This window comes from Leifsonia sp. NCR5 (genome assembly GCF_002105485.1).
Lineage (GTDB): Bacteria > Actinomycetota > Actinomycetes > Actinomycetales > Microbacteriaceae > Leifsonia.
This window is the reverse complement of record NZ_NCSR01000014.1, coordinates 15,580-35,384: the sequence shown is the minus strand read 5'-3', so window position 1 is coordinate 35,384 and position 19,805 is coordinate 15,580. Positions and strand designations below refer to the sequence as shown.

Sequence of the window (19,805 nt, the reverse complement as noted above, 5' to 3'; positions counted from 1 at the left end):
GAAGGAACTGGAACAGCGGTTCTAGGCGTCAGGACCGGCGGGTCGCATCCTGCACCTCGCCGACCAGCTCCTCGATGATGTCCTCCAGGAACAGCACGCCGACCGTCCGCCCCTCCGCGTCGACCACGCGCGCCAGGTGGCTGCCGGAGCGGCGCATGGTCGCCAGGGCGTCCTCGAGGTCGCTCTCCGCGAACACCGTCACCAGTCTCCGGATGCGCTTGGCCGGCACCGGGAGCTCGAACCCGGTCTCCTCCAGGTCCAGCACATCCTTGAGGTGCAGGTAGCCCGTCGGCTCTCCGGACTCGTCGAGCACGACGTAGCGAGAGAAGCCGTTCTTCGACACGGCCTTCTCCACGTCGGCCGGGGTCGGCTGCGCCGGGAGCGAGACCAGCTTGTCGAGGCCGAGCGCGACCTCGTTGACCTTCTTCTCCGTGAACTCGAACGCCGCGGTGAGCGCCCCCGTCCTGTCGGTGAGCACGCCCTCCCTGGTCGAGCGGTTGACGATGCTCGCCACCTCTTCGAGCGTGAACGTGCTCGCCGCCTCGTCCTTCGGCTCCACCCCGAACAGACGCAGCACGCTGTTGGCCGTGGCGTTCAGCGCCACGATGATCGGCCGCACCACGCGTCCGACGGCGACCAGCGGCGGTGCGAGCAGCAGCGCGGCCTTGTCCGGCATCGAGAACGAGATGTTCTTCGGCACCATCTCGCCGAACACCACGTGCAGGAACGACACGAGCACGAGCGTCACGATGAACGCGACGGTGCCGATGACGTCGTCCGACCATCCTGTCGCGTGCAGCGGCACCTCGAGCAGGTGGTGGATCGCCGGCTCCGAGACGTTCAGGATGAGCAGCGAGCACACGGTGATGCCGAGCTGCGTTGTCGCGAGCATGAGCGTCGCGTGCTCCATCGCGTACAGCGCCGTCTTCGCGCTCCGCTTGCCCCGTTCGGCCAGCGGCTCGATCTGCGACCGCCGAGCGGAGATGACGGCGAACTCGGCGGCGACGAAGAAGGCGTTGACCACCAGCAGCACCACCAGCCAGGCGATTCCGGCCCAATCACTCATGGCCGTTCACCTCCTCGCCGGGAAGCACGGGATCCGGGGTGTACCGGATGCGGTCCACCCTCCGCCCTTCGAGTCGCTCGACCCGCAGGGTGCCTCCGTCGATCTGCACCTCGTCGCCCACCTTCGGCAGTCGGCCGAGCTCGTTCATCACGAATCCGGCGACGGTCTCGTACGGACCGTCCTCCGGCACGGTGACGCCTGCCCGTTCGAGCAGCTCGTCCGGCCGAAGGATGCCGGGGAAGGTCAGGGAGTCGCGGCCACGGACGACGCCCGCTCTGGTGCGATCGTGCTCGTCCGCCACTTCGCCGACGATCTCCTCCACCAGGTCTTCGAGCGTCGCGATGCCGGAGGTTCCCCCGTACTCGTCCACGACGACCGCCATCTGGTATCCCCGTCCGCGCAGCTCGCCGAGCAGCGTGTCGAGGTTCATCGTCTCCGGCACGCGCAGCGCGTCCGTCTGCAGCGCAGACACCGGCACGCGGGCTCGCCGCGGCCGCGGGACGGCGACGGCCTGCTTCACGTGCACGAACCCGACCACGTCGTCGATGTCGTCGTCGACGACGGGGAACCGCGAGTACCCGGTCGACCGCGCGAGATCGAGCACGGCCTGCGCCGGCTCGCTGCGCTGCACGGTCGCGATGCGCGGCCGCGGGGTCATCACGTCGGACGCGGTGTGGTTCGAGAACGCCAGCGTGCGGCTGAGCAGCGTGGCGGTGTCCTCTTCGAGCACACCGGCGCTGGCCGACCTGCGGACGAGCGACGACAGCTCCTCGGCCGTGCGCGCGCCGGACAGCTCCTCCTTCGGCTCGATGCCGAGCATCCGGAGTATGCCGTTGGCCGTGCCGTTGAGGACGACGATGAACGGGCGGAAGATCGCGGTGAACACCGTCTGGAACGGGATGACGAGCTTGGCCGTCGCGAGCGGGAGCGCGAGGGCGAAGTTCTTGGGGACGAGCTCGCCGAGGATCATCGACAGCAGGGTCGCCACGACGATCGCGACGGTGGTCGCGATCGGGCCGACTGCCCCCTCCGGGATGCCCACGGACGTCAGCGGCCCGTTCAGCAGCGAGCTGATGGCCGGTTCCATCGTGTAACCGGTGAGCAGCGTCGTCAGGGTGATGCCGAGCTGTGCACTCGACAGGTGCGTCGACGTGATCTTCAACGCGGCGATGGTCATCGTGAGCCGGGACTCCCCGCGCTCACGCCGCGCTTCGAGGTCGCCGCGGTCGAGGTTGACCAGCGCGAACTCGCTCGCGACGAAGAGGCCGGTGCCGACGGTCAGGAGCAGACCGACGCCGAGCATGATCCACTCATAGAGCACGGCGGTCACCCCGCTCGGGCCTCAGGCCGCGGGTGGGCGGCGAGATCGTGGAACTCGCCGGGGCGAATGGGCTATCAGAAGGAGGGTCGTCCATTTCCCGCTCAGTATACCGGCGCGGTTTCCGGGAAAAGGGTGTGTGCCGCAGCGGATTCGTGGCCGCTCCCAGCGCATCCGTAATCGGTTCATAGCGAACCGCGAACGTCCGGCGGCACACTCGCACAGACAGCCGAGCACGATGGCGGAAGGACGCGACGATGACCACCAGCCCCGAGTACGCACCACCCACCGGGCAGCCGTGGCAGCCTGCTGCCCCGGCTCAGCCCCAGCAGCCGCCGTATCCGCCGGTCGCGGCGACACCCGCATCCGGTGGATACGTGCTGCATCGCTGGCCGCGCTGGGCTCAGAACACCGCGGTGATCGTCGGAGCGGTCGCCGTGCTGGTCGTCGTGTTCTTCGCGGGGTTCTTCACCGCGCACGCGACGGACGGCGGTCGCCCGGGCATCGGGAACCGGCAGGAGTTCCAGCCGCGCCAGTTCGGCAACGGGTTCGGCCAGAACGGCGGCCCGTCGCAGAACGGCGGCCAGACCCAGAACGGCGGCCAGACCCAGAACGGCGGATGACCTACCAGGAGACCGGCAGCGCCTTGCCCTCCTCGTAGCCGGCGGCCGACTGGATGCCCACCAGCGCGCGCTCGTGGAACTCCGGCACCGAGCGCGCGCCCGCGTACGTGAACGAGCTGCGCACGCCCGTCGTGATCATGTCGAGCAGGTCTTCGACGGACGGGCGCTGCGGGTCGAGGTAGATGCGCGAGCTGGAGATGCCCTCCGCGAAGAGGGTCTTCCTGGCCAGCTCGTACGCGTCGAGTCGCTCGAAGCGGCCCTTGACCGCCTTGGTGCTCGCCATGCCCCAGCTCTCCTTGAAGAGCTGGCCGTTCGCATCCCGGTCGAGGAGGCCCGGCGCCTCGATGGTCCCGGCGAACCAGGAGCCGATCATCACGGACGCCCCTCCGGCGGCGAGCGCGAGGGCGACGTCGCGCGGGTAGCGCACTCCGCCGTCCGCCCAGACGTGGGCGCCGAGCTCGCGGGCGGCCTCCGAGGTCTCCAGCACCGCGGAGAACTGCGGGCGGCCGACGGCGGTCATCATGCGGGTGGTGCACATCGCGCCGGGTCCGACGCCCACCTTGAGGATGTCGGCGCCGGCGGAGACGAGGTCGCGGACGGCCTGCTCGGTGACCACGTTGCCCGCCACGATCGGCAGGCCGAGCCCGAGGCCCTTGACCGTGTGGATGGCGCGGCGCATCCCGTCCTGGTCGCCGTGCGCCGTGTCGATGACCAGCACGTCCACTCCTGCTGCCGCGAGCGCCTTCGCCTTGCTCGCGACGTCGCCGTTGATGCCGACGGCGGCCGCGACGCGGAGTCGGCCGTGCGCATCGAGAGCCGGCTGATAGATCGTGGAGCGCATGGCGCTCTTCTGGCTGAGGGTGCCGACCACGCGGCCGTGGTCGAGCACGGGGGCGAACTCGAGTCCGGCGGCGCTCATCACGTCGAAGGCGGCGCGGCCGTCCGGCAGGTCTTCTGCGTCGAGGGCGGTGAGGGCTCCGTGCAGGAGGTCGCCGAGGCGCGCATCCGGGAGGGCTGAGCCGAGCTGCGTCGCGGCGAGGCAGCCGAGGTACTTCCCGTCGGTGTCGTGGATGACGATGCCGTGGCCCTCGACGGCCGGCACGCGGCGGAGCGCGTCGGCGACCGTCTCCTCCGGAGACGCGGAGTACGGGGTGTCGAACGCGACGGGCTGCGCCTTGACCCAGCGGATCGCGTCGTCGAGGTCCTGCAGGTGCATGTCCTGCGGCAGCACCCCGAGACCGCCGCGGCGGGCGAGGGTCGCGGCAAGGCGTTTGCCGGTCACCGAGTTCATGTTGGCGGACACGATCGGGATGGTCGCCCCTGTGCCGTCGTTGGGCGCGAGCGACACGTCGAGGCGGCTCGTCACGTTGGATCTCGACGGCACGAGGAACACGTCGGAGTATGTGAGATCGTGGCGCGGGGTCGTTCCATAGAACTGCATGGGAATAACGGTATCCCTCACGGGCGAGCGCCCGCACCAGGCGCCGGAAGGGATTAGGCTTGATGACTGGATGGAAACGGGTGGTGACCGTGCTGCCTGGCAACAAAGAATCAATGGAGAGAGTGGGCGAGCGGCTGTGTCGAGCCAACTGACCGGAGTGGGAACCGACGACGGATCGTCGGGCGAATTCGGAGCCAATGAATGGCTCGTCGACGAACTGTACGAGCAGTTCGTCGTCGACAAGAATTCGGTCGACAAGTCCTGGTGGCCGATCCTCGAGAGCTACCAGCCGACCGTGAAGGACGACGGTCAGGCATCCACCCCTGCCGAGCCGTCGACGCCGGCAGGCGACGCACATCCCGTCACCGCGCCCATCCCGGTCATCGGCGCCCAGCCCGTCGCACGCACCACGTCGATCGCGCCGAAGCCGCAGCCCGTGCCGGCCGACGCCCCCGTCACCGCCCCGCAGACCGTCGTCTCCGGCGAGGACGGCGCGCCGGAGACGCAGGACAAGATCACCCCGCTCCGCGGCATGTCCAAGACGCTCGCCACCAACATGGATGCGTCGCTCACCGTGCCGACCGCCACCAGCGTCCGCACCATCCCGGCCAAGCTGATGATCGACAACCGCATCGTCATCAACAACCACCTGAAGCGCGCCCGCGGCGGCAAGGTCTCGTTCACGCACCTGATCGGCTGGGCGCTGATCCAGGCGCTCAAGGAGTTCCCGAGCCAGAACGTGTACTACGACGTGATCGACGGCAAGCCGTCGCTCGTCGCGCCTGCGCACGTCAACCTCGGCATCGCGATCGACCTCCCCAAGCCGGACGGCACCCGCGCCCTCCTCGTCCCGAGCATCAAGCGTGCGGACACGATGGGCTTCGGCGAGTACCTCGCCGCATACGAAGACCTGGTCAGCCGCGCCCGCAACAACAAGCTGGGCGCAGGCGACTTCGCGGGAACCACCATCTCGCTCACCAACCCGGGCGGCATCGGCACCGTGCACTCCGTGCCCCGCCTGATGAAGGGCCAGGGCGCCATCATCGGCGCCGGCGCCCTCGAATACCCTGCCGAGTTCCAGGGGTCGAGCGAGAAGACGCTCGCCGGGCTCGCCATCGGCAAGACCATCACGCTCACCAGCACGTACGACCACCGCGTCATCCAGGGTGCAGGCTCCGGCGAGTTCCTGAAGATCGTGCACGAGATGCTGATCGGCAAGCGCAGCTTCTACGAGGACATCTTCGCCGCGCTGCGCATCCCGTACGAGCCGATCCGCTGGGCGCCGGACATCAGCGTCGACCTCGCGAGCGCCGTCGACAAGACCGCCCGCGTGCAGGAGCTGATCAACGCGTTCCGCGTGCGCGGCCACCTGATGGCCGACATCGACCCGCTCGAGTACGTCCAGCGTTCGCACCCCGACCTCGACATCGCGAGCCACGGCCTCACCTTCTGGGACCTCGACCGCGAGTTCGTCACCGGCCAGTTCGGCGGGGACAAGCGCAAGATGCTGCTCCGCGACATCCTCGGCGTGCTGCGCGACTCGTACTGCCGCACGGTCGGCATCGAGTACATGCACATCCAGGACCCCGCCCAGCGCAAGTGGATCCAGGACAAGGTCGAGCGCGGCTACGAGAAGCCGTCGCACGACGAGCAGCTCCGCATCCTCGGCAAGCTGAACGAGGCCGAGGCGTTCGAGACCTTCCTGCAGACCAAGTACGTCGGCCAGAAGCGGTTCAGCCTCGAAGGCGGAGAGTCCACCATCGCCCTCCTGGATGCGATCCTCGAGGGTGCGGCGACCGAGAAGCTCGACGAGGTCGCGATCGCGATGGCCCACCGCGGCCGCCTCAACGTCCTCACCAACATCGCCGGCAAGACGTACGGTCAGATCTTCCGCGAGTTCGAGGGCACGCAGGACCCCCGCACGGTGCAGGGCTCCGGCGACGTCAAGTACCACCTCGGCACCGAGGGCACCTTCCGCGGGGCCGACGGCGAGGAGATCCCGGTCTACCTGGCCGCGAACCCGTCGCACCTCGAAGCCGTCGACGGCGTGCTGGAAGGCATCGTCCGCGCCAAGCAGGACCGCCGCCCGCCGAACACCTTCCTCACGCTGCCCGTGCTCATCCACGGTGACGCCGCGATGGCCGGCCAGGGCATCGTCGTCGAGACGCTGCAGATGTCGCAGCTGCGGGCATACCGCACCGGCGGCACGATCCACGTCAACATCAACAACCAGGTCGGCTTCACCACGCCGCCCACCGAGTCCCGCTCATCGGTGTACTCGACCGACGTGGCCAAGACCATCCAGGCGCCGATCTTCCACGTGAACGGCGACGACCCGGAGGCCGTCGTCCGCGTCGCCCAGCTGGCGTTCGAGTACCGCCAGGAGTTCAAGCGCGACGTGGTCATCGACCTCATCTGCTACCGCCGCCGCGGCCACAACGAGGGAGACGACCCCTCGATGACGCAGCCGCTCATGTACAACCTCATCGAGGCCAAGCGCTCCGTGCGCCGCCTGTACACCGAGGCCCTCGTCGGCCGCGGCGACATCACCGAGGAAGAGTACGAGCAGGCGCACCGCGACTTCCAGGAGCGCCTGGAGCGCGCCTTCATGGAGACGCACGCCGCGCAGACCAACTCGACGCCGGTGGTCACCGGCGACGGAGCGGTCGCCGACCTCGAACTGCCTGCCGCCCAGCAGGAGGACAACGTCGGGGAGCCGGAGACCACGGCCGTCAGCGAGCAGGTCATCCACCTCATCGGCGACGCGTTCAACAACCCGCCTGCCGGCTTCACCGTGCACCCGAAGCTGCAGCAGCTCCTCGCCAAGCGCGGAGAGATGAGCCGCAACGGAGGCATCGACTGGGGCTTCGGCGAGCTGCTCGCCCTCGGTTCGCTGCTGCTCGAGGGCACCCCGGTCCGCATGGCCGGCCAGGACACCCGGCGCGGCACCTTCGTGCAGCGTCACGCCGTGTTCCACGACCGCTCGAACGGCCAGGAGTGGCTGCCGCTGGCGAACCTCAGCGACAACCAGGCCAAGTTCTGGATCTACGACTCGCTGCTGAGCGAGTACGCGGCGATGGGCTTCGAGTATGGATACTCGGTCGAGCGACCGGATGCCCTCGTCCTGTGGGAGGCGCAGTTCGGCGACTTCGCCAACGGCGCCCAGACGATCATCGACGAGTTCGTGTCGTCGGCCGAGCAGAAGTGGGGCCAGCGCTCGTCGCTCGTCCTGCTGCTCCCGCACGGCTACGAGGGTCAGGGACCTGACCACTCCAGTGCGCGCATCGAGCGCTACCTGCAGCTGTGTGCGGAGAACAACATGACCGTCGCGCGTCCGTCGACGCCCGCGTCGTACTTCCACCTGCTGCGCCGTCAGGCGTACGCCCGCCCCCGCCGCCCGCTCGTCGTCTTCACCCCGAAGGCGATGCTGCGACTGCGCGGAGCATCCAGTGAGGTCGGCGACTTCACGCAGGGCAAGTTCGAGCCGGTCATCGACGACGCCAGGATCAGCGACAAGGGCGCCGTCAAGCGCGTGCTGCTGATGGCGGGCAAGCTCTACTACGACCTCGCCAACGAGCTGCAGAAGAACCCGAACCCGGAGATCGCCCTCGTGCGCGTCGAGCAGTACTACCCGCTCCCCGCCACCGAGCTGAAGGCCGTCGTCGACTCGTACCCGAACGCCGAACTGGTATGGGTGCAGGACGAGCCGGAGAACCAGGGCGCCTGGCCGTACATGATCCTCGAGACCTCCAAGCTGGGCCCGCGCCCGCTCGGTGTCATCTCGCGGGCTGCGTCGGCTTCGCCCGCCGCCGGTTCGGCCAAGCGTCACGCGCAGGAGCAGAGCGTGCTGATCCAGCGCGCGCTCACGCTGTAACCGCATCCCGGTCCTGTCAGGGGCGTCTCGCGTCAGCGCGAGGCGCCCCTCGCCGTTTGCGGCGGCCGCGCGTATGGTGACGGCATGACTGTCGTGACGAAGCACCGCCTCGGGGAGCCATGCTGGGTCGACTATGCGAGCTCAGACGTTCCCCGGGCCACGGAGTTCTACACCGCCCTGTTCGGCTGGACGGCCGAGGAGGGCGGCGGGGAGTACGGCGGCTACGTCACGTTCCGCCGCGACGGGCACGCCGTCGCCGGTCTCGGAGCCGTGATGGGCGACGCGCAGCCGAACTCCTGGCTCACCTACCTGCTGGTCGAGGACGTGGATGCGTCCGAGCGAGCGGCCGTCGACGCCGGGGCGGAGGTCTACTCCCCCGCGATGACGGTCGGCGACCAGGGCAGGATGGCCGTCATCGCCGACCCGGGCGGCGCTGTGATCGGGCTCTGGGAGCCCGGAGCGCACCGCGGGTTCGAGCTGGTCGCGGAGATCGGCGGGCCGGCCTGGCACGAGCTGTACGCGCGCAGCTACGCGACGCAGGTCGACTTCTACACGAAGGTGTTCAACTGGCAGACGCAGGTGCTCGGCGACACCGCCGACTTCCGCTACTGCACGTTCGGCCCGGACGGGATGCCTGCGGGTGGCGTCTACGACGCGGACAAGATGCTTCCGGAGGGCGTGCCGTCGCACTGGGTCGTGTACTTCGGCGTGCAGAACGCCGAGGAGTCGTGCGCCCGCGTCGTCGAGCTGGGCGGGACCGTCATCCGCGACCCGTGGGACAGCGAGTTCGGACGGTTCGCGCAGGTCACCGACCCGCTGGGCGGGCTGTTCCTCCTGCACCAGGTGCGGTAGCGGGAACTGCCGTCGCCCCGGTCGGTGCCGGCTCGCTCAGTGGGTGGCCTGGAAACCCCGGATGCGCAGCAGCACTTCCTCGCGCAGCGTCTCCGGCGCCGTCTCCTTGCACGCCCGCTGCACCACCTCGGTGAGGACGACGCTCAGGTGCGCTTCGTCAGCGCATCCATTGCAGGTGGCGAGGTGCTCGCGGATGTCGGCAGCATCTTCGCTGCAGAGTTCGTTGCGCAGGTATTCCTCGAGGTCCTGTTTGGCCTTGTCGCAGCCGCAGTCGGTCATTTCGTGCTCCTGGGTGTTTGCACGGCGGAAAGTCCCCGCTCGTGCGCGTAGTCGGTGAGAAGCTCCCTCAGCATCCGGCGGCCGCGGTGCAGGCGGCTCATCACGGTGCCGATCGGGGTCTTCATGATGTCGGCGATCTCCTGATAGGAGAAGCCTTCGACATCAGCGAAGTACACGGCCATCCTGAAGTCTTCCGGAATGGCCTGCAGCGCGTCTTTGACGGCACTGTCTGGCAGGTGGTCGATCGCCTCGGCCTCAGCCGAACGGCTGGTGGATGCGGTGGTCGACTCCGCGCCGCCGAGCTGCCAGTCCTCGAGCTCGTCGATCGTGCCCTGGTACGGCTCGCGCTGCTTCTTGCGGTAGGTGTTGATGAAGGTGTTCGTGAGGATGCGGTACAGCCAGGCCTTCAGGTTGGTGCCCTGCTGGAACTGGTTGAACGCCGCGTATGCCTTGACGAAGGTCTCCTGGACCAGATCTTGCGCGTCGGCAGGGTTTCTGGTCATGCGGAGAGCCGCTGCGTACAGCTGGTCCATGTACTGCAGCGCCTGCTCTTCGAAGAGCGGACCGAGGTCGTCAGTTGCGGTGGTCATCACGGGCAAGTCTAGTTCCGCGCGTGTATCCACGCGCGGAGAGTCCAGGACGGCGCTCGTGAGGGTCACAGACTTTCCTTCCTTCGGTCGAAAACGCGGATACCCTTGACAACGATGCTGATCTCGAAATATTCCGCGCCAGAGTTCGATCCGTACGGCGACAACCGTGCCGACGAGCCGAACACGCTGTGGCCGGCGCCCGTCGCGACCGGTCCGCTCACCGCATCCGTGTCGCTGCCCGGCTCCAAATCGCTGACGGCGAGGGAGCTGGTGCTCTCCGCTCTCGCGGACGGGCCGTCGCTGCTGCGCGCCCCTCTGCACTCGCGCGACAGCGAGAACATGGTCGAGGCGCTGCGCGCCCTCGGCGTCGGCATCAAGGCGAAGAAGGGCGCGAGCGAGTTCGGCGACGACCTCCTGGTGACGCCCGCCGACGAGCTGCTCGGCAGCACGACGATCGAGTGCGGCCAGGCGGGCACCGTCATGCGGTTCGTTCCCCCGATCGCCGGTCTGGCGCTCGGGCCGACCATGTTCGACGCGGACGACTCGGCCCGCGGCCGGCCGATGTCGTCGATCATCTCCTCGCTGCGCGACCTCGGCGTCGACGTCAACGACGACGGCCGCGGTTCCCTGCCGTTCACCGTGCACGGCACGGGGACGGTCGCCGGTGGCGCCATCACGATCGACGCATCGTCGTCCAGCCAGTTCGTCAGCGCGCTGCTGCTCTCCGCCAGCCGGTTCGAGAACGGCATCGACCTCACCCACTCCGGCGAGCGCCTCCCGAGCCTTCCGCACATCGAGATGACCATTCAGACGCTCGCGGCGCGCGGCGTGACGGTCGAGTCGCCCGAGGTGGGCCGCTGGGTCGTCGCGCCTGGCACGATCGGCGCCCGCGACGTCGACATCGAGCCGGACCTCTCCAACGCGGCGCCCTTCCTGGCCGCGGCGGTCGTCACCGGAGGCTCCGTGACGTTCACCGGATGGCCGGAGCACACGACGCAGGTCGGCGCAGACCTGGCCGACCTCCTCCCGCTGTTCGGCGCGACGGTCACCCGCGACGGCGACCGTCTCACGGTGACCGGCGGAGACCGCATCCCGGGTGTCACCCTCGACCTGACGACGGGCGGAGAGCTCGCTCCCGCACTGGTCGCCATCGCCGCACTGGCGGACGGACCGAGCGAGATCACCGGCATCGGGCACATCCGGCACCACGAGACGGACAGGCTGGCGGCGCTGGTCGCCGAGATCAACGGCCTCGGAGGTGCGGTCACCGAGCTCGAGGACGGCCTGCGCATCGAGCCGCGTCCGCTGACCGGCGGCGTGTGGCGCAGCTACGAGGACCACCGGATGGCCACGGCAGGCGCGATCATCGGCCTGGTGGTTCCCGGCGTCGAGATCGAGAACGTCGCCACGACCGCGAAGACCCTCCCCCAGTTCACGCAGCTCTGGGCTCGCCTGGTCGAGGAAGGCACCGCCCCAGCGTGACGGAGAACGCAGCGTGACGGAGAACACCGGGTCGTGGTGGGACGACGACGATGACGACGACGAGGCGTACTCCGAGTTCGACGAGTCGAGCATCCGGAGCCGCCCCAACCCGAAGGGCAACCGGCCGCGCACCAAGACGAGGCCGGAGCACGGGGATGCGCAGATCGCGCGGGTGCTCGGCGTCGACCGCGGCAGGTACACGGTGCTCCTCGACGAGGACACCCCGGACGAACGGCAGATGACGGCGGCCCGCGCCAGCGAGCTGCGCAAGCAGGCCATCGTGACCGGCGACCGCGTCGCCGTGGTCGGGGACACGACCGGCGAGGACGGCACGCTCGGCCGGATCGTCCGCATCGAGCCGCGCACCACCCTGCTGCGGAGGAGCGCGGACGACACGGACGAGGTCGAGCGGGTGATCGTCGCCAACGCCGACCAGATGCTCATCGTCGTGGCCGCCGCGAATCCTGAGCCGAGAACCCGACTGGTGGACCGCTATCTGGTCGCCGCGTACGACGCCGGCATCACCCCGATGCTCTGCGTCACGAAGATCGACCTCGCCGACCCTGCGCCGTTCCTGGAGAACTTCGCCGGGCTCGACCTGCCCGTGTTCACGAGCAGGGAGGACCACATCCCGGTGGAGGCGATCAAGGCCGCCCTGGTGGGGCACGACACGGTGGTGGTCGGGCACTCGGGCGTCGGCAAGTCGACGCTGGTCAACGAGATCGTGCCGGGCGCGATGCGCGCGACGGGCCATGTGAACGTGGTGACCGGCCGCGGCAGGCACACGTCGTCGTCGACCGTGTCGCTGCGGGTGGAGAACGCCGAAGGACACGGCTGGGTCATCGACACCCCTGGCGTGCGGTCCTTCGGGCTCGGGCACATCAACACCGACAGCATCCTGAAGTCGTTCACCGACCTCGCCGAACTCGCCGAGGATTGCCCGCGGGGATGCACGCACCTGCCGGATGCGCCGGACTGCGCGATCGTGGAGGCCGTCGAAGCCGGAGCGCTCGGCGAGACGGGGCGCGCGCGGCTGGACTCGCTGCAGCGGCTGCTCGCGACGTTCGCCTGAGTTCTTCTGAGCGAGCCCGATTCGCCCGCGCGGCCCACTGGTGCGCGAGAATGAAGCCATGACTGATGTGCGACTCGAAGCGGGAGACGCCGCCCCGGCGTTCACGCTCACAGACCAGGACGGCGCGCCCGTCTCGCTCGGCGACTACGCGGGCAAGAACGTGATCGTGTACTTCTACCCGGCGGCCATGACCCCCGGCTGCACCACGGAGGCCTGCGACTTCCGCGACAACCTCAACTCTCTGGCGTCCGCCGACTACCAGGTCATCGGCATCTCCAAGGACGCCCCGGCCAAGAACAAGCAGTTCCAGGAGCAGGAGGGCCTCAACTTCCCGCTGCTGAGCGACGAAGACCTCGCCGTGCACCAGGCATACGGCGCGTACGGGGAGAAGAAGCTCTACGGCAAGACCGTCACCGGCGTCATCCGCTCGACGTTCGTCCTGAACCCGGACGGCACCGTCCGTCTCCCCCTCTACAACGTGAAGGCCACCGGCCACGTCGCGATGCTGCGCAAGAAGCTCGGCATTGACTGAGATTACAAATATTTACGGGTGTGATCCAGCACTCTAGAGTCGGGATGCGGCGTCCACCGCCGCATCCCGCACGAAGGAGTGTCCCATGAGCAGCATCGCAGAGCAGAACCAGGGAACCGCGCCGTCGGCCGCGACTGAACCCCCGCAGCCCGCCCGCGTCGAGATCGCCGATCCTGGACCGCTCGGACTCGCGGCGTTCGCCCTCACGACGCTGCTGCTCAGCCTCGCCAACGCCAGGATCCTTCACGAGGCAGGCGCCGCGGCGGTGAGCATGGCCCTATTCTTCGGCGGACTGACCCAGGCGGCCGCCGGGCTCTGGGAGTTCGCGCGCGGCAACACGTTCGGCGCCACGGCGTTCACGGCCTACGGGGCGTTCTGGCTGTCGTTCTGGTGGCTGCAGACGAACCCGGACGTCGCCGAGCGCGCCGGGTCGGCCGGTGTCGGTGTCTACCTGCTGGGCTGGACGCTCTTCACCGCCTTGATGACTGTCGCCGCGGCGAAGACCAACGGGGCGACGCTCGCGGTCTTCGTGCTCCTCACCATCACGTTCGCCGCGCTCACCATCGGCGACCTCGCCGGCGCGGAGGCCGCCACGCGGCTCGGAGGGTGGCTGGGCCTCGTCACCGGCCTCACGGCTCTCTACACCTCCTGGGCGGGCGTCACCAATGCCACCTGGAAGCGCGATGTGCTCCCGGTGTGGCCGCGCGCCTGAGCAATCCTGCCCTGCCCGTCCTCCCCGGCCCGTCCCCTCGCTCCGGCCGTCGCGCGCTCGTGTGCACCGTGTGGCGCGTCGCGCTCCCGCGCGCGGCGACCGGACCTACACGCCGAAGCTAGACGGGCAGTCGCGGCACCGAGGCGAGCAGGCGCTGGGTGTACGGGTCCTGCGGGCGGCCGAGCACCTCGGTCGTGGCACCCTGCTCGACCACGCGGCCTCCGCGCAGCACGACCGTCTGGTCGCACAGCGACGCGACCACGCCGAGGTCGTGCGAGACCATGACGACGGTCATGCCCTCCCGCCTGCTCAGTTCGCCGAGCAGGTCGATGATCTGGATGCGCGTCGTCACGTCGAGCGCGCTCACCGGCTCGTCGGCGAGCAGCACCCTCGGCCGGGAGACCACGGCGCGCGCGATGGCGATGCGCTGCCGCTGGCCGCCGGAGAACTCGTGCGGGAAGCGCGCAGCGGCATCCACCGGCAGGCCGACGGCCGTGAGCGCCTCGGCCACCCTGTCGCGCGCATCCTGACCGGAGGCGACCTTCAGGCTGGTCAGCGGCTCGGCGATGATGCGGCCGACGCTCTGCCGGGGGTCGAGCGACGAGTACGGGTCTTGGAACACCGTCTGGACGCTGCGGCGGAACTCGCGCATCCTGGCCCTGTCGCGGCGGTCGAGAGGCGTTCCGTCGAACAGGAGCTCGCCGCTCGTCGGGCTGGTCAGCCCGAGCAGCAGGGACAGCGCGGTGGTCTTGCCTGCGCCGGACTCTCCGACCAGGCCGACGTTGCGGCCGGGCTCGACGGCGAGCGAGACGGCGTCCAGCGCGGCAGTGGATGCGCGCCGATAGCGGAAACCGGCCTCACGAAGCTCCAGGATGGCGCTCACGACACCTCCAGGGCTCTGTCGAGTTCGCGTGCGCTGGCGACGAGTTCGATCGTGTACGGGTCGCTGGGGGCCGTGAGGAGCCGCTGGATGCTGCCCTCCTCGACCACCCGGCCGGCCCGGAGGACGAGCGCGCGCTCCGTCATCCGGGAGACGACGGCGAGATCGTGGCTCACGAACACCAGCGCCATGCCGCGCTCGGCCACGATGGCGTCGATAAGCGACAGGATCTCCGCCTGCACCGTCACGTCGAGCGCGGTCGTCGGCTCGTCCGCGATGAGCAGCTGCGGGCGGCAGGCGAGGGCGGCTGCGATGGCGACGCGCTGCCGCTGACCGCCGGAGATCTCGTGCGGGTACGCGCGGGCGATCCGCTCCGGCTCCGGCAGCCGCACCTCGGCGAGCGCGTCGAGCACGGCGCGGTGCAGCGCGTCTCCGCGGAGCCCGAGGTGGCGACGCAGGGGTTCCGCGACCTGCTTGCCGAGGCGCATCAGCGGGTCGAGGGCGGTGAGCGGCTCCTGGAAGACCACGGACGCGACGCGTCCGCGCAGCGCGACCAGATCGCGCTCCTTCGCACCGACCACCTCCACGCCGCCGAGCACGGCGCTCCCGGATGCGACGAGCCCGGCCGGCAGCAGCCCGGTGACGGCGAACGACGTGAGCGACTTGCCGGAGCCGGACTCGCCGATCAGGCTCAGCCGCTCCCCCGCCGCGACGCTGAACGTCACGTCGCGCACGAGCGGTGCGCCGGACGCCGAGGTCACGCCGAGCCCGCGCACGTCGAGCAGCATCTCCGCATCCCGTTCGGTGGAATCGCTCATCGGGATCGCCTCCTCGTGGGGTCTGCGACGTCGCGGAGCCCGTCGGCGACGAGATTGACGCCGATCACCAGCACCACGAGGGCCACACCGGGCGCGATCGCACCGACAGGTGCCGTCGCCACCGTTCCCTGGGCCTCCTGAAGCAGCCGGCCCCACGACGCGTTCGGCGGCGGGGCGCCGAGCCCGAGGTACGACAGGCTCGCCTCCGCCAGCACGGCGACGCCGAACTGCAGCGCGAGGTTCACGCTGAGCGTCGGCCAGATGTTGGGCAGGATGTGCTTGCCGACGATGCCCAGCCAGGTCGTGCCGGACGTGCGGGCCGCCGTGACGTACTGCATCGAGAGCACACGTTTGGCGAGCACGCGGGTGAGCCGGGCGACCACGGCGGACATCGCCAGGCCGATCGCGAGAATGGCCGTGCCGAGCGATGCGCCCTGCGCCGCCACGATCAGCATCGCGAGCAGCAGCGTCGGGAACGCGATCAGGATGTCGAGCGCTGCCGAGATCGTGTCGTCGAGCCAGGTGGTGGCGAATGCGGCGAGCAATCCGAGCGTGATGCCGATGAGCGCCCCGATGGCGACGGAGCCGACACCCACCGCCAGCGCGATGCGCGCGCCCACCATCAGCTGCGAGAGCAGGTCGCGGCCGAGCTTGTCCGTGCCGAGCCAGTGCGCAGCATCCGGATGCTCGAGCCGGCCGCCCGCCGTGTCGCTCGGCGCGTACGGCAGCCAGAAGAACGAGACGACGGCGACCACGACGACGATGCCCACCAGCACGGCGCCGATGCTGAGCGACGCGGACCGGCGCCTGCGCACCCGAGCCGGCGGCTGCTGCCCTGTCTCTCCCGCGTGTCCAGCGGCCTGGTCGACGATGGCGCTCATCGGTTGCCCGAGATGCTCTGCCGCAGACGCGGGTCGACGAGACGCTGCACCAGGTCGGCCGCGAAGCCGATCAGCAGCACCGCCAGGGTGCTCACGAACAGGATGCCCTGGATGTTCGGGTAGTCGTGCTGCTGGATCGCGCGCAGCAGCATGCTCCCGAGCCCGGGCAGCGTGAACACGCTCTCCACCACCACGGCGCCGAGGAAGGTCGTCGCCAGCTCGATGCCCAGGATGGAGATGACGGGCACAGCGCCGTTGCGCAGCCCGTGCCTCCTCATGGCCTGGCCGAAGCTCGACCCGAGGGCGCGCGAGTTGCGGAGGTAGTCGCTGCCGATCACATCCAGGGTGGCGCTGCGCACATACCGGGCGATGGATGCGCTCATCACCACGGCGATCGTGATCACCGGGAGGGCGAGCGACGTGAGGGCTGCGCCCGGGTCGGCCCAGTCGTCGCGCGGGAAGCCGCCGGATGGGAACCACCGCAGATTGATCGAGAAGGCGCTCACCAGCAGGATGCCGACCCAGAAGACGGGCACGGCGATCCCGAGTTGCGAGATGGCGGACAGGGCGACGCCGTACCAGGTGTCCGACTTCCAGGCAGCGACGAACCCGATCACGAGCGCGAGTGCCAGCGCGATCACGAACGAGATGAGCGTGAGCGGGATGGTCACCGCCAGCCGGGAGGCGATCTCCGGGCCGACCGGCAGCGAGGAGACGAACGACTCCCCCAGATCGAGCGTGAGCATCTGGCCGAACCAGGAGAAGAACTGCTGCAGCAGCGGCTGGTCGCTGCCCACCTGCTCCTGCGCGGCCTTGATCTGCTCCGGAGTGGCGTTCACGGACAGCAGTGCGTTGGACGGGTCTCCCGGCAGCACCCTCAGCAGCAGGAAGAGGACCACCATGGCAAGCAGCAGCGACACCACCAGGAAGGCGAAGCGACGCAGAAGATAGACGGCCATGACGTTCTCAAGAGTAAATGCTCGGGGAGCCGGCGACCGGCCCCCCGAGCATCCGGTGGATAACTCGCCCCTGTCTACTTCTTGACGATGTCGTATGCGTAGAACTGGGAGTTCAGCCCGTTGACCGGGTACCCGCTGAGGTCGCTCGACGCGACCACGATCTGCGGGTAGAGGTACAGCCAGGCGCTGGCGGCGTCCTTCGCGATCTGCTCGTTGACGAGCTTCAGCTTCGCGGTCTGGTCAGCGGTGCTGGTCGCCTGCTCGGCCTCGTCGACCCACTTGGTCACCTGCGGGTTGTTGTAGCCCCAGTAGAAGTCCGGGTTGCCGTACCAGACCACGTCGCGGTCGTTGACGTGCTCCTGCAGGGTGGCGGCGAAGTCGTGGTTCTTGAACACCTTCGTGTACCACTCGTCGGCCGAGATGGAGTTGATGTTCACCGTGATGCCGACCTTGGCGAGCTCGCTCTTCAGGAACTCGGCGACGGCGGGGTGCGGGTCGTAGGTCGGGGTGTCGAGCGTGAACGTGAAGCCGTTCGGAAGACCGGCGGCCGCCAGCTCCTTCTTGGCCAGCGTCACGTCGTACGGGTTCACCTTCGTGAGGTCTTCGTACCAGGGGTCGCTCGGCGGGACCATCGAGCCGATCAGCGTGCCGTACTTGCCCCAGATGGAGCTCAGCAGCTTCTTCGTGTCGATCGCCGAGTAGACGGCCTTGCGCACCTCGACCTTGTCGAACGGGGCGACCTTGTCGTTGAAGGCCAGCAGCTCCTTCGTCGTGGACTTGCCGTTGGAGATCGTGTAGTCCTTGTTGCCGTCGAACTGGGTCAGCGCATCCGGGCTCTGGATGCTGGTGACCACGTCCACCTGGTTGGTCACCAGAGAGTTGGAGAGGGCGGTGGCGTCGGTGAAGTAGTCGAAGACGACCTCCTTGTTCTTCGCCTTGTCACCCCAGTAGCCGGCCGAGCGCTCGAGGCTCAGCGAGCTCCCGCGCTTCCAGGTGCCGAGCGTGTACGGGCCGGTGCCGTCCTCCGCGGTCTTGTAGTTCTTGGTGCCCGGGCCGTAGATCCAGATGTAGCTGAGGTTGTACGGCAGCGAGATCGAGCGTGACTTCAGCGAGATGACGACGGTCTTGTCGTCCGGGGTCGCGATGCCGGAGATCACGGCGAGCTGCGACTTGCGGGCGGACTGCGAGTCGGCGGCGGTCACCCGCTCGATGCTGCTCTTGACGTCTGCGCTGGTGAGCGCCTTGCCGGAGTGGAACTTCACGCCGTCGCGCAGGGTGAACGTGTACGTGAGGCCGTCGTCGCTCATCGTGTACTTCGTGGCGAGCAGGGGCTCGACCTTGCCGTCGTCCGTGAGCTTGAACAGGCCCTCGTAGACGTTGCCGTTCAGCGCCTCGGTGACACCCTGGCCGCCGCCGGCGGTGTTGTCGAGGTTGACGGGCTCATACAGCGAGCCGATGGCGATGGATGCGTCTGCGCCGCTCGACGACGACGAGCCGCCCGAGCATCCGGCCAGAGCCAGAGTGGTGGCGACGGCCGTGGCGAGCACGACGAGAAGGGATTTCTTTCTCAACGGAGTTCTCCTGGTGGGGGTTGGGATGCTGTGCTGTGAAGCTGTGGTGCGCGCTGCGCGTACCGCGCGCAACCGCGGGTGCCGTGCGCCGCCGCTAGTGCGCGAAGCCGTCGCGGAACACGACGACCTTCTCGCCGGCGTCGACCGGGACGGCGAAACGGTTGTTGCGCGGCGGGAGCGGACAGTTGTACTGGTCCGAGAAACCGCACGGGGGCACGAACGCGCGGTTGAAGTCGAGGACGGCCTTGTCGCCGTCGTGCTGCACGAACAGGAAGCGGCCGGAACCGTACGTGCCGTCGTCGCCCTCCGCGCCATTGGTCGGGTCGCCGAAGACGAGCAGCAGCGTTCCGTCGTCGTCGAACGCGCTCAGCGAGTATTCGACGCCGTCTTTGCTGAAGGTGATGTCGCCCGGGACGACGAGGTCGCGGGTGCCTCCGTTGTCGCGGATGTGCTCGAACGGGACCGTGCGGGCGCCGTCGACCGGCGTGAAGGTGGCCTCGATGACCCACTCCGGGTTGAACGGGAACGCCGTGATGGTCTCGAACGCCTGGATCGCGGGCGAATTCGCGTCCCAGAGGCGGATGCCGCGCTCCGGCTGCCCCGTCTCCAGGTTGGTGCGGCTGAGCTCGGTGGCCGTGACGGTGTCCGGGCGCCCGGCCAGCGCATCCTGAGTGGTCGTCGTGTCGCCCTCGGCAAGCCAGCGGGTCTCGATGAGGCTGAGGTTCCCTGTCGCCGCGACGACGGAGGCGAGACGCCATTCGCGCCACGCCTGGTGGCCGGCGCGGGCTTCGTCGATGGTGGATGAGGAGGCGAGCGGAGCGATGGATGTTTCAGTCACGATGTCTGCCATAACCA

At 69.0% G+C, this 19,805-nt stretch carries 18 protein-coding genes; 7 read left to right on the top strand and 11 right to left on the bottom strand.

What is annotated here, in order from left to right:
• Nucleotides 1-28 precede the first annotated feature (28 nt).
• Entirely contained in the window at nt 29-1,066 is a 1,038-nt protein-coding gene (locus tag B7438_RS12710; RefSeq protein WP_085369968.1) for a hemolysin family protein, read from the bottom strand.
• Entirely contained in the window at nt 1,059-2,369 is a 1,311-nt protein-coding gene (locus B7438_RS12705; RefSeq protein ID WP_168690782.1) for a hemolysin family protein, read from the bottom strand. Before B7438_RS12705 ends, B7438_RS12710 begins: the two co-directional genes overlap by 8 nt.
• Before the next feature lie 272 nt (nt 2,370-2,641).
• On the opposite strand from B7438_RS12705, the gene B7438_RS12700 reads away from it, so the two are divergent.
• Complete coding sequence (locus tag B7438_RS12700; RefSeq protein WP_085369966.1) at nt 2,642-3,007, top strand: hypothetical protein; 366 nt, start codon at nt 2,642-2,644, stop codon at nt 3,005-3,007.
• A 1-nt stretch (nt 3,008) separates the two neighbouring features.
• On the opposite strand, the gene B7438_RS12695 is transcribed toward B7438_RS12700, so the two are convergent.
• Nucleotides 3,009-4,448 carry a GuaB1 family IMP dehydrogenase-related protein gene (locus B7438_RS12695; protein ID WP_085369965.1) on the bottom strand — a complete coding sequence of 480 codons (1,440 nt, stop codon included), beginning with the start codon at nt 4,446-4,448 and terminating at the stop codon, nt 3,009-3,011.
• Between the two features lie 136 nt (nt 4,449-4,584).
• Here B7438_RS12695 and B7438_RS12690 point away from each other — a divergent pair, with 136 nt between their 5' ends.
• Both B7438_RS12690 and B7438_RS12685 read left to right on the top strand, forming a co-directional pair.
• Nucleotides 4,585-8,322 carry a multifunctional oxoglutarate decarboxylase/oxoglutarate dehydrogenase thiamine pyrophosphate-binding subunit/dihydrolipoyllysine-residue succinyltransferase subunit gene (locus tag B7438_RS12690; RefSeq protein WP_179150811.1) on the top strand — a complete coding sequence of 1,246 codons (3,738 nt, stop codon included), beginning with the start codon at nt 4,585-4,587 and terminating at the stop codon, nt 8,320-8,322.
• 84 nt (nt 8,323-8,406) lie between these two features.
• Entirely contained in the window at nt 8,407-9,174 is a 768-nt protein-coding gene (locus B7438_RS12685) for a VOC family protein (RefSeq protein ID WP_085369964.1), read from the top strand.
• A gap of 36 nt (nt 9,175-9,210) precedes the next feature.
• Here B7438_RS12685 and B7438_RS12680 read toward each other — a convergent pair whose 3' ends face one another.
• Together B7438_RS12680 and B7438_RS12675 are read right to left on the bottom strand one after the other, a co-directional pair.
• Complete coding sequence (locus B7438_RS12680; protein ID WP_085369963.1) at nt 9,211-9,453, bottom strand: zf-HC2 domain-containing protein; 243 nt, start codon at nt 9,451-9,453, stop codon at nt 9,211-9,213.
• Nucleotides 9,450-10,043: a sigma-70 family RNA polymerase sigma factor gene (locus B7438_RS12675; protein ID WP_247597317.1), complete on the bottom strand. Its 594-nt coding sequence runs from the start codon at nt 10,041-10,043 to the stop codon at nt 9,450-9,452. Before B7438_RS12675 ends, B7438_RS12680 begins: the two co-directional genes overlap by 4 nt.
• Before the next feature lie 114 nt (nt 10,044-10,157).
• Here B7438_RS12675 and aroA point away from each other — a divergent pair, with 114 nt between their 5' ends.
• The 4 genes from aroA to B7438_RS12655 all read left to right on the top strand — a co-directional run bounded on the left by aroA (nt 10,158) and on the right by B7438_RS12655 (nt 13,841).
• Complete coding sequence (gene aroA / locus B7438_RS12670; RefSeq protein WP_085369962.1) at nt 10,158-11,525, top strand: 3-phosphoshikimate 1-carboxyvinyltransferase; 1,368 nt, start codon at nt 10,158-10,160, stop codon at nt 11,523-11,525.
• 13 nt (nt 11,526-11,538) lie between these two features.
• Nucleotides 11,539-12,597, top strand: coding sequence for a ribosome small subunit-dependent GTPase A (rsgA, locus tag B7438_RS12665; protein WP_085369961.1), 1,059 nt, complete (start codon nt 11,539-11,541; stop codon nt 12,595-12,597).
• A gap of 58 nt (nt 12,598-12,655) precedes the next feature.
• Nucleotides 12,656-13,129 (top strand): thioredoxin-dependent thiol peroxidase, encoded by a 474-nt coding sequence (bcp, locus tag B7438_RS12660; RefSeq protein ID WP_085369960.1) that lies wholly within the window; start codon nt 12,656-12,658, stop codon nt 13,127-13,129.
• A gap of 85 nt (nt 13,130-13,214) precedes the next feature.
• Nucleotides 13,215-13,841, top strand: a complete 627-nt coding sequence (locus B7438_RS12655) for an acetate uptake transporter family protein (RefSeq protein ID WP_085369959.1) — start codon at nt 13,215-13,217, stop codon at nt 13,839-13,841.
• 118 nt (nt 13,842-13,959) lie between these two features.
• Here the strand turns inward: B7438_RS12655 and B7438_RS12650 are convergent, their stop codons facing one another.
• From B7438_RS12650 to B7438_RS12625, 6 genes are all read right to left on the bottom strand, one after another.
• A complete protein-coding gene (locus B7438_RS12650) occupies nt 13,960-14,724 on the bottom strand; it encodes an ABC transporter ATP-binding protein (protein WP_085369958.1) in 765 nt (254 codons plus the stop codon).
• Nucleotides 14,721-15,539, bottom strand: coding sequence for an ABC transporter ATP-binding protein (locus B7438_RS12645; RefSeq protein ID WP_085369957.1), 819 nt, complete (start codon nt 15,537-15,539; stop codon nt 14,721-14,723). Before B7438_RS12645 ends, B7438_RS12650 begins: the two co-directional genes overlap by 4 nt.
• A complete protein-coding gene (locus B7438_RS12640) occupies nt 15,536-16,420 on the bottom strand; it encodes an ABC transporter permease (RefSeq protein ID WP_085369956.1) in 885 nt (294 codons plus the stop codon). Before B7438_RS12640 ends, B7438_RS12645 begins: the two co-directional genes overlap by 4 nt.
• Nucleotides 16,417-17,379, bottom strand: a complete 963-nt coding sequence (locus tag B7438_RS12635) for an ABC transporter permease (protein WP_085369955.1) — start codon at nt 17,377-17,379, stop codon at nt 16,417-16,419. The genes B7438_RS12640 and B7438_RS12635 overlap by 4 nt, the downstream gene beginning before the upstream one ends.
• Nucleotides 17,380-17,453: 74 nt before the next feature.
• Nucleotides 17,454-18,950 (bottom strand): ABC transporter substrate-binding protein, encoded by a 1,497-nt coding sequence (locus B7438_RS12630; protein WP_085369954.1) that lies wholly within the window; start codon nt 18,948-18,950, stop codon nt 17,454-17,456.
• Nucleotides 18,951-19,044: 94 nt separating this feature from the next.
• Nucleotides 19,045-19,800: a DUF1684 domain-containing protein gene (locus B7438_RS12625; RefSeq protein ID WP_085369953.1), complete on the bottom strand. Its 756-nt coding sequence runs from the start codon at nt 19,798-19,800 to the stop codon at nt 19,045-19,047.
• Nucleotides 19,801-19,805 lie beyond the last annotated feature (5 nt).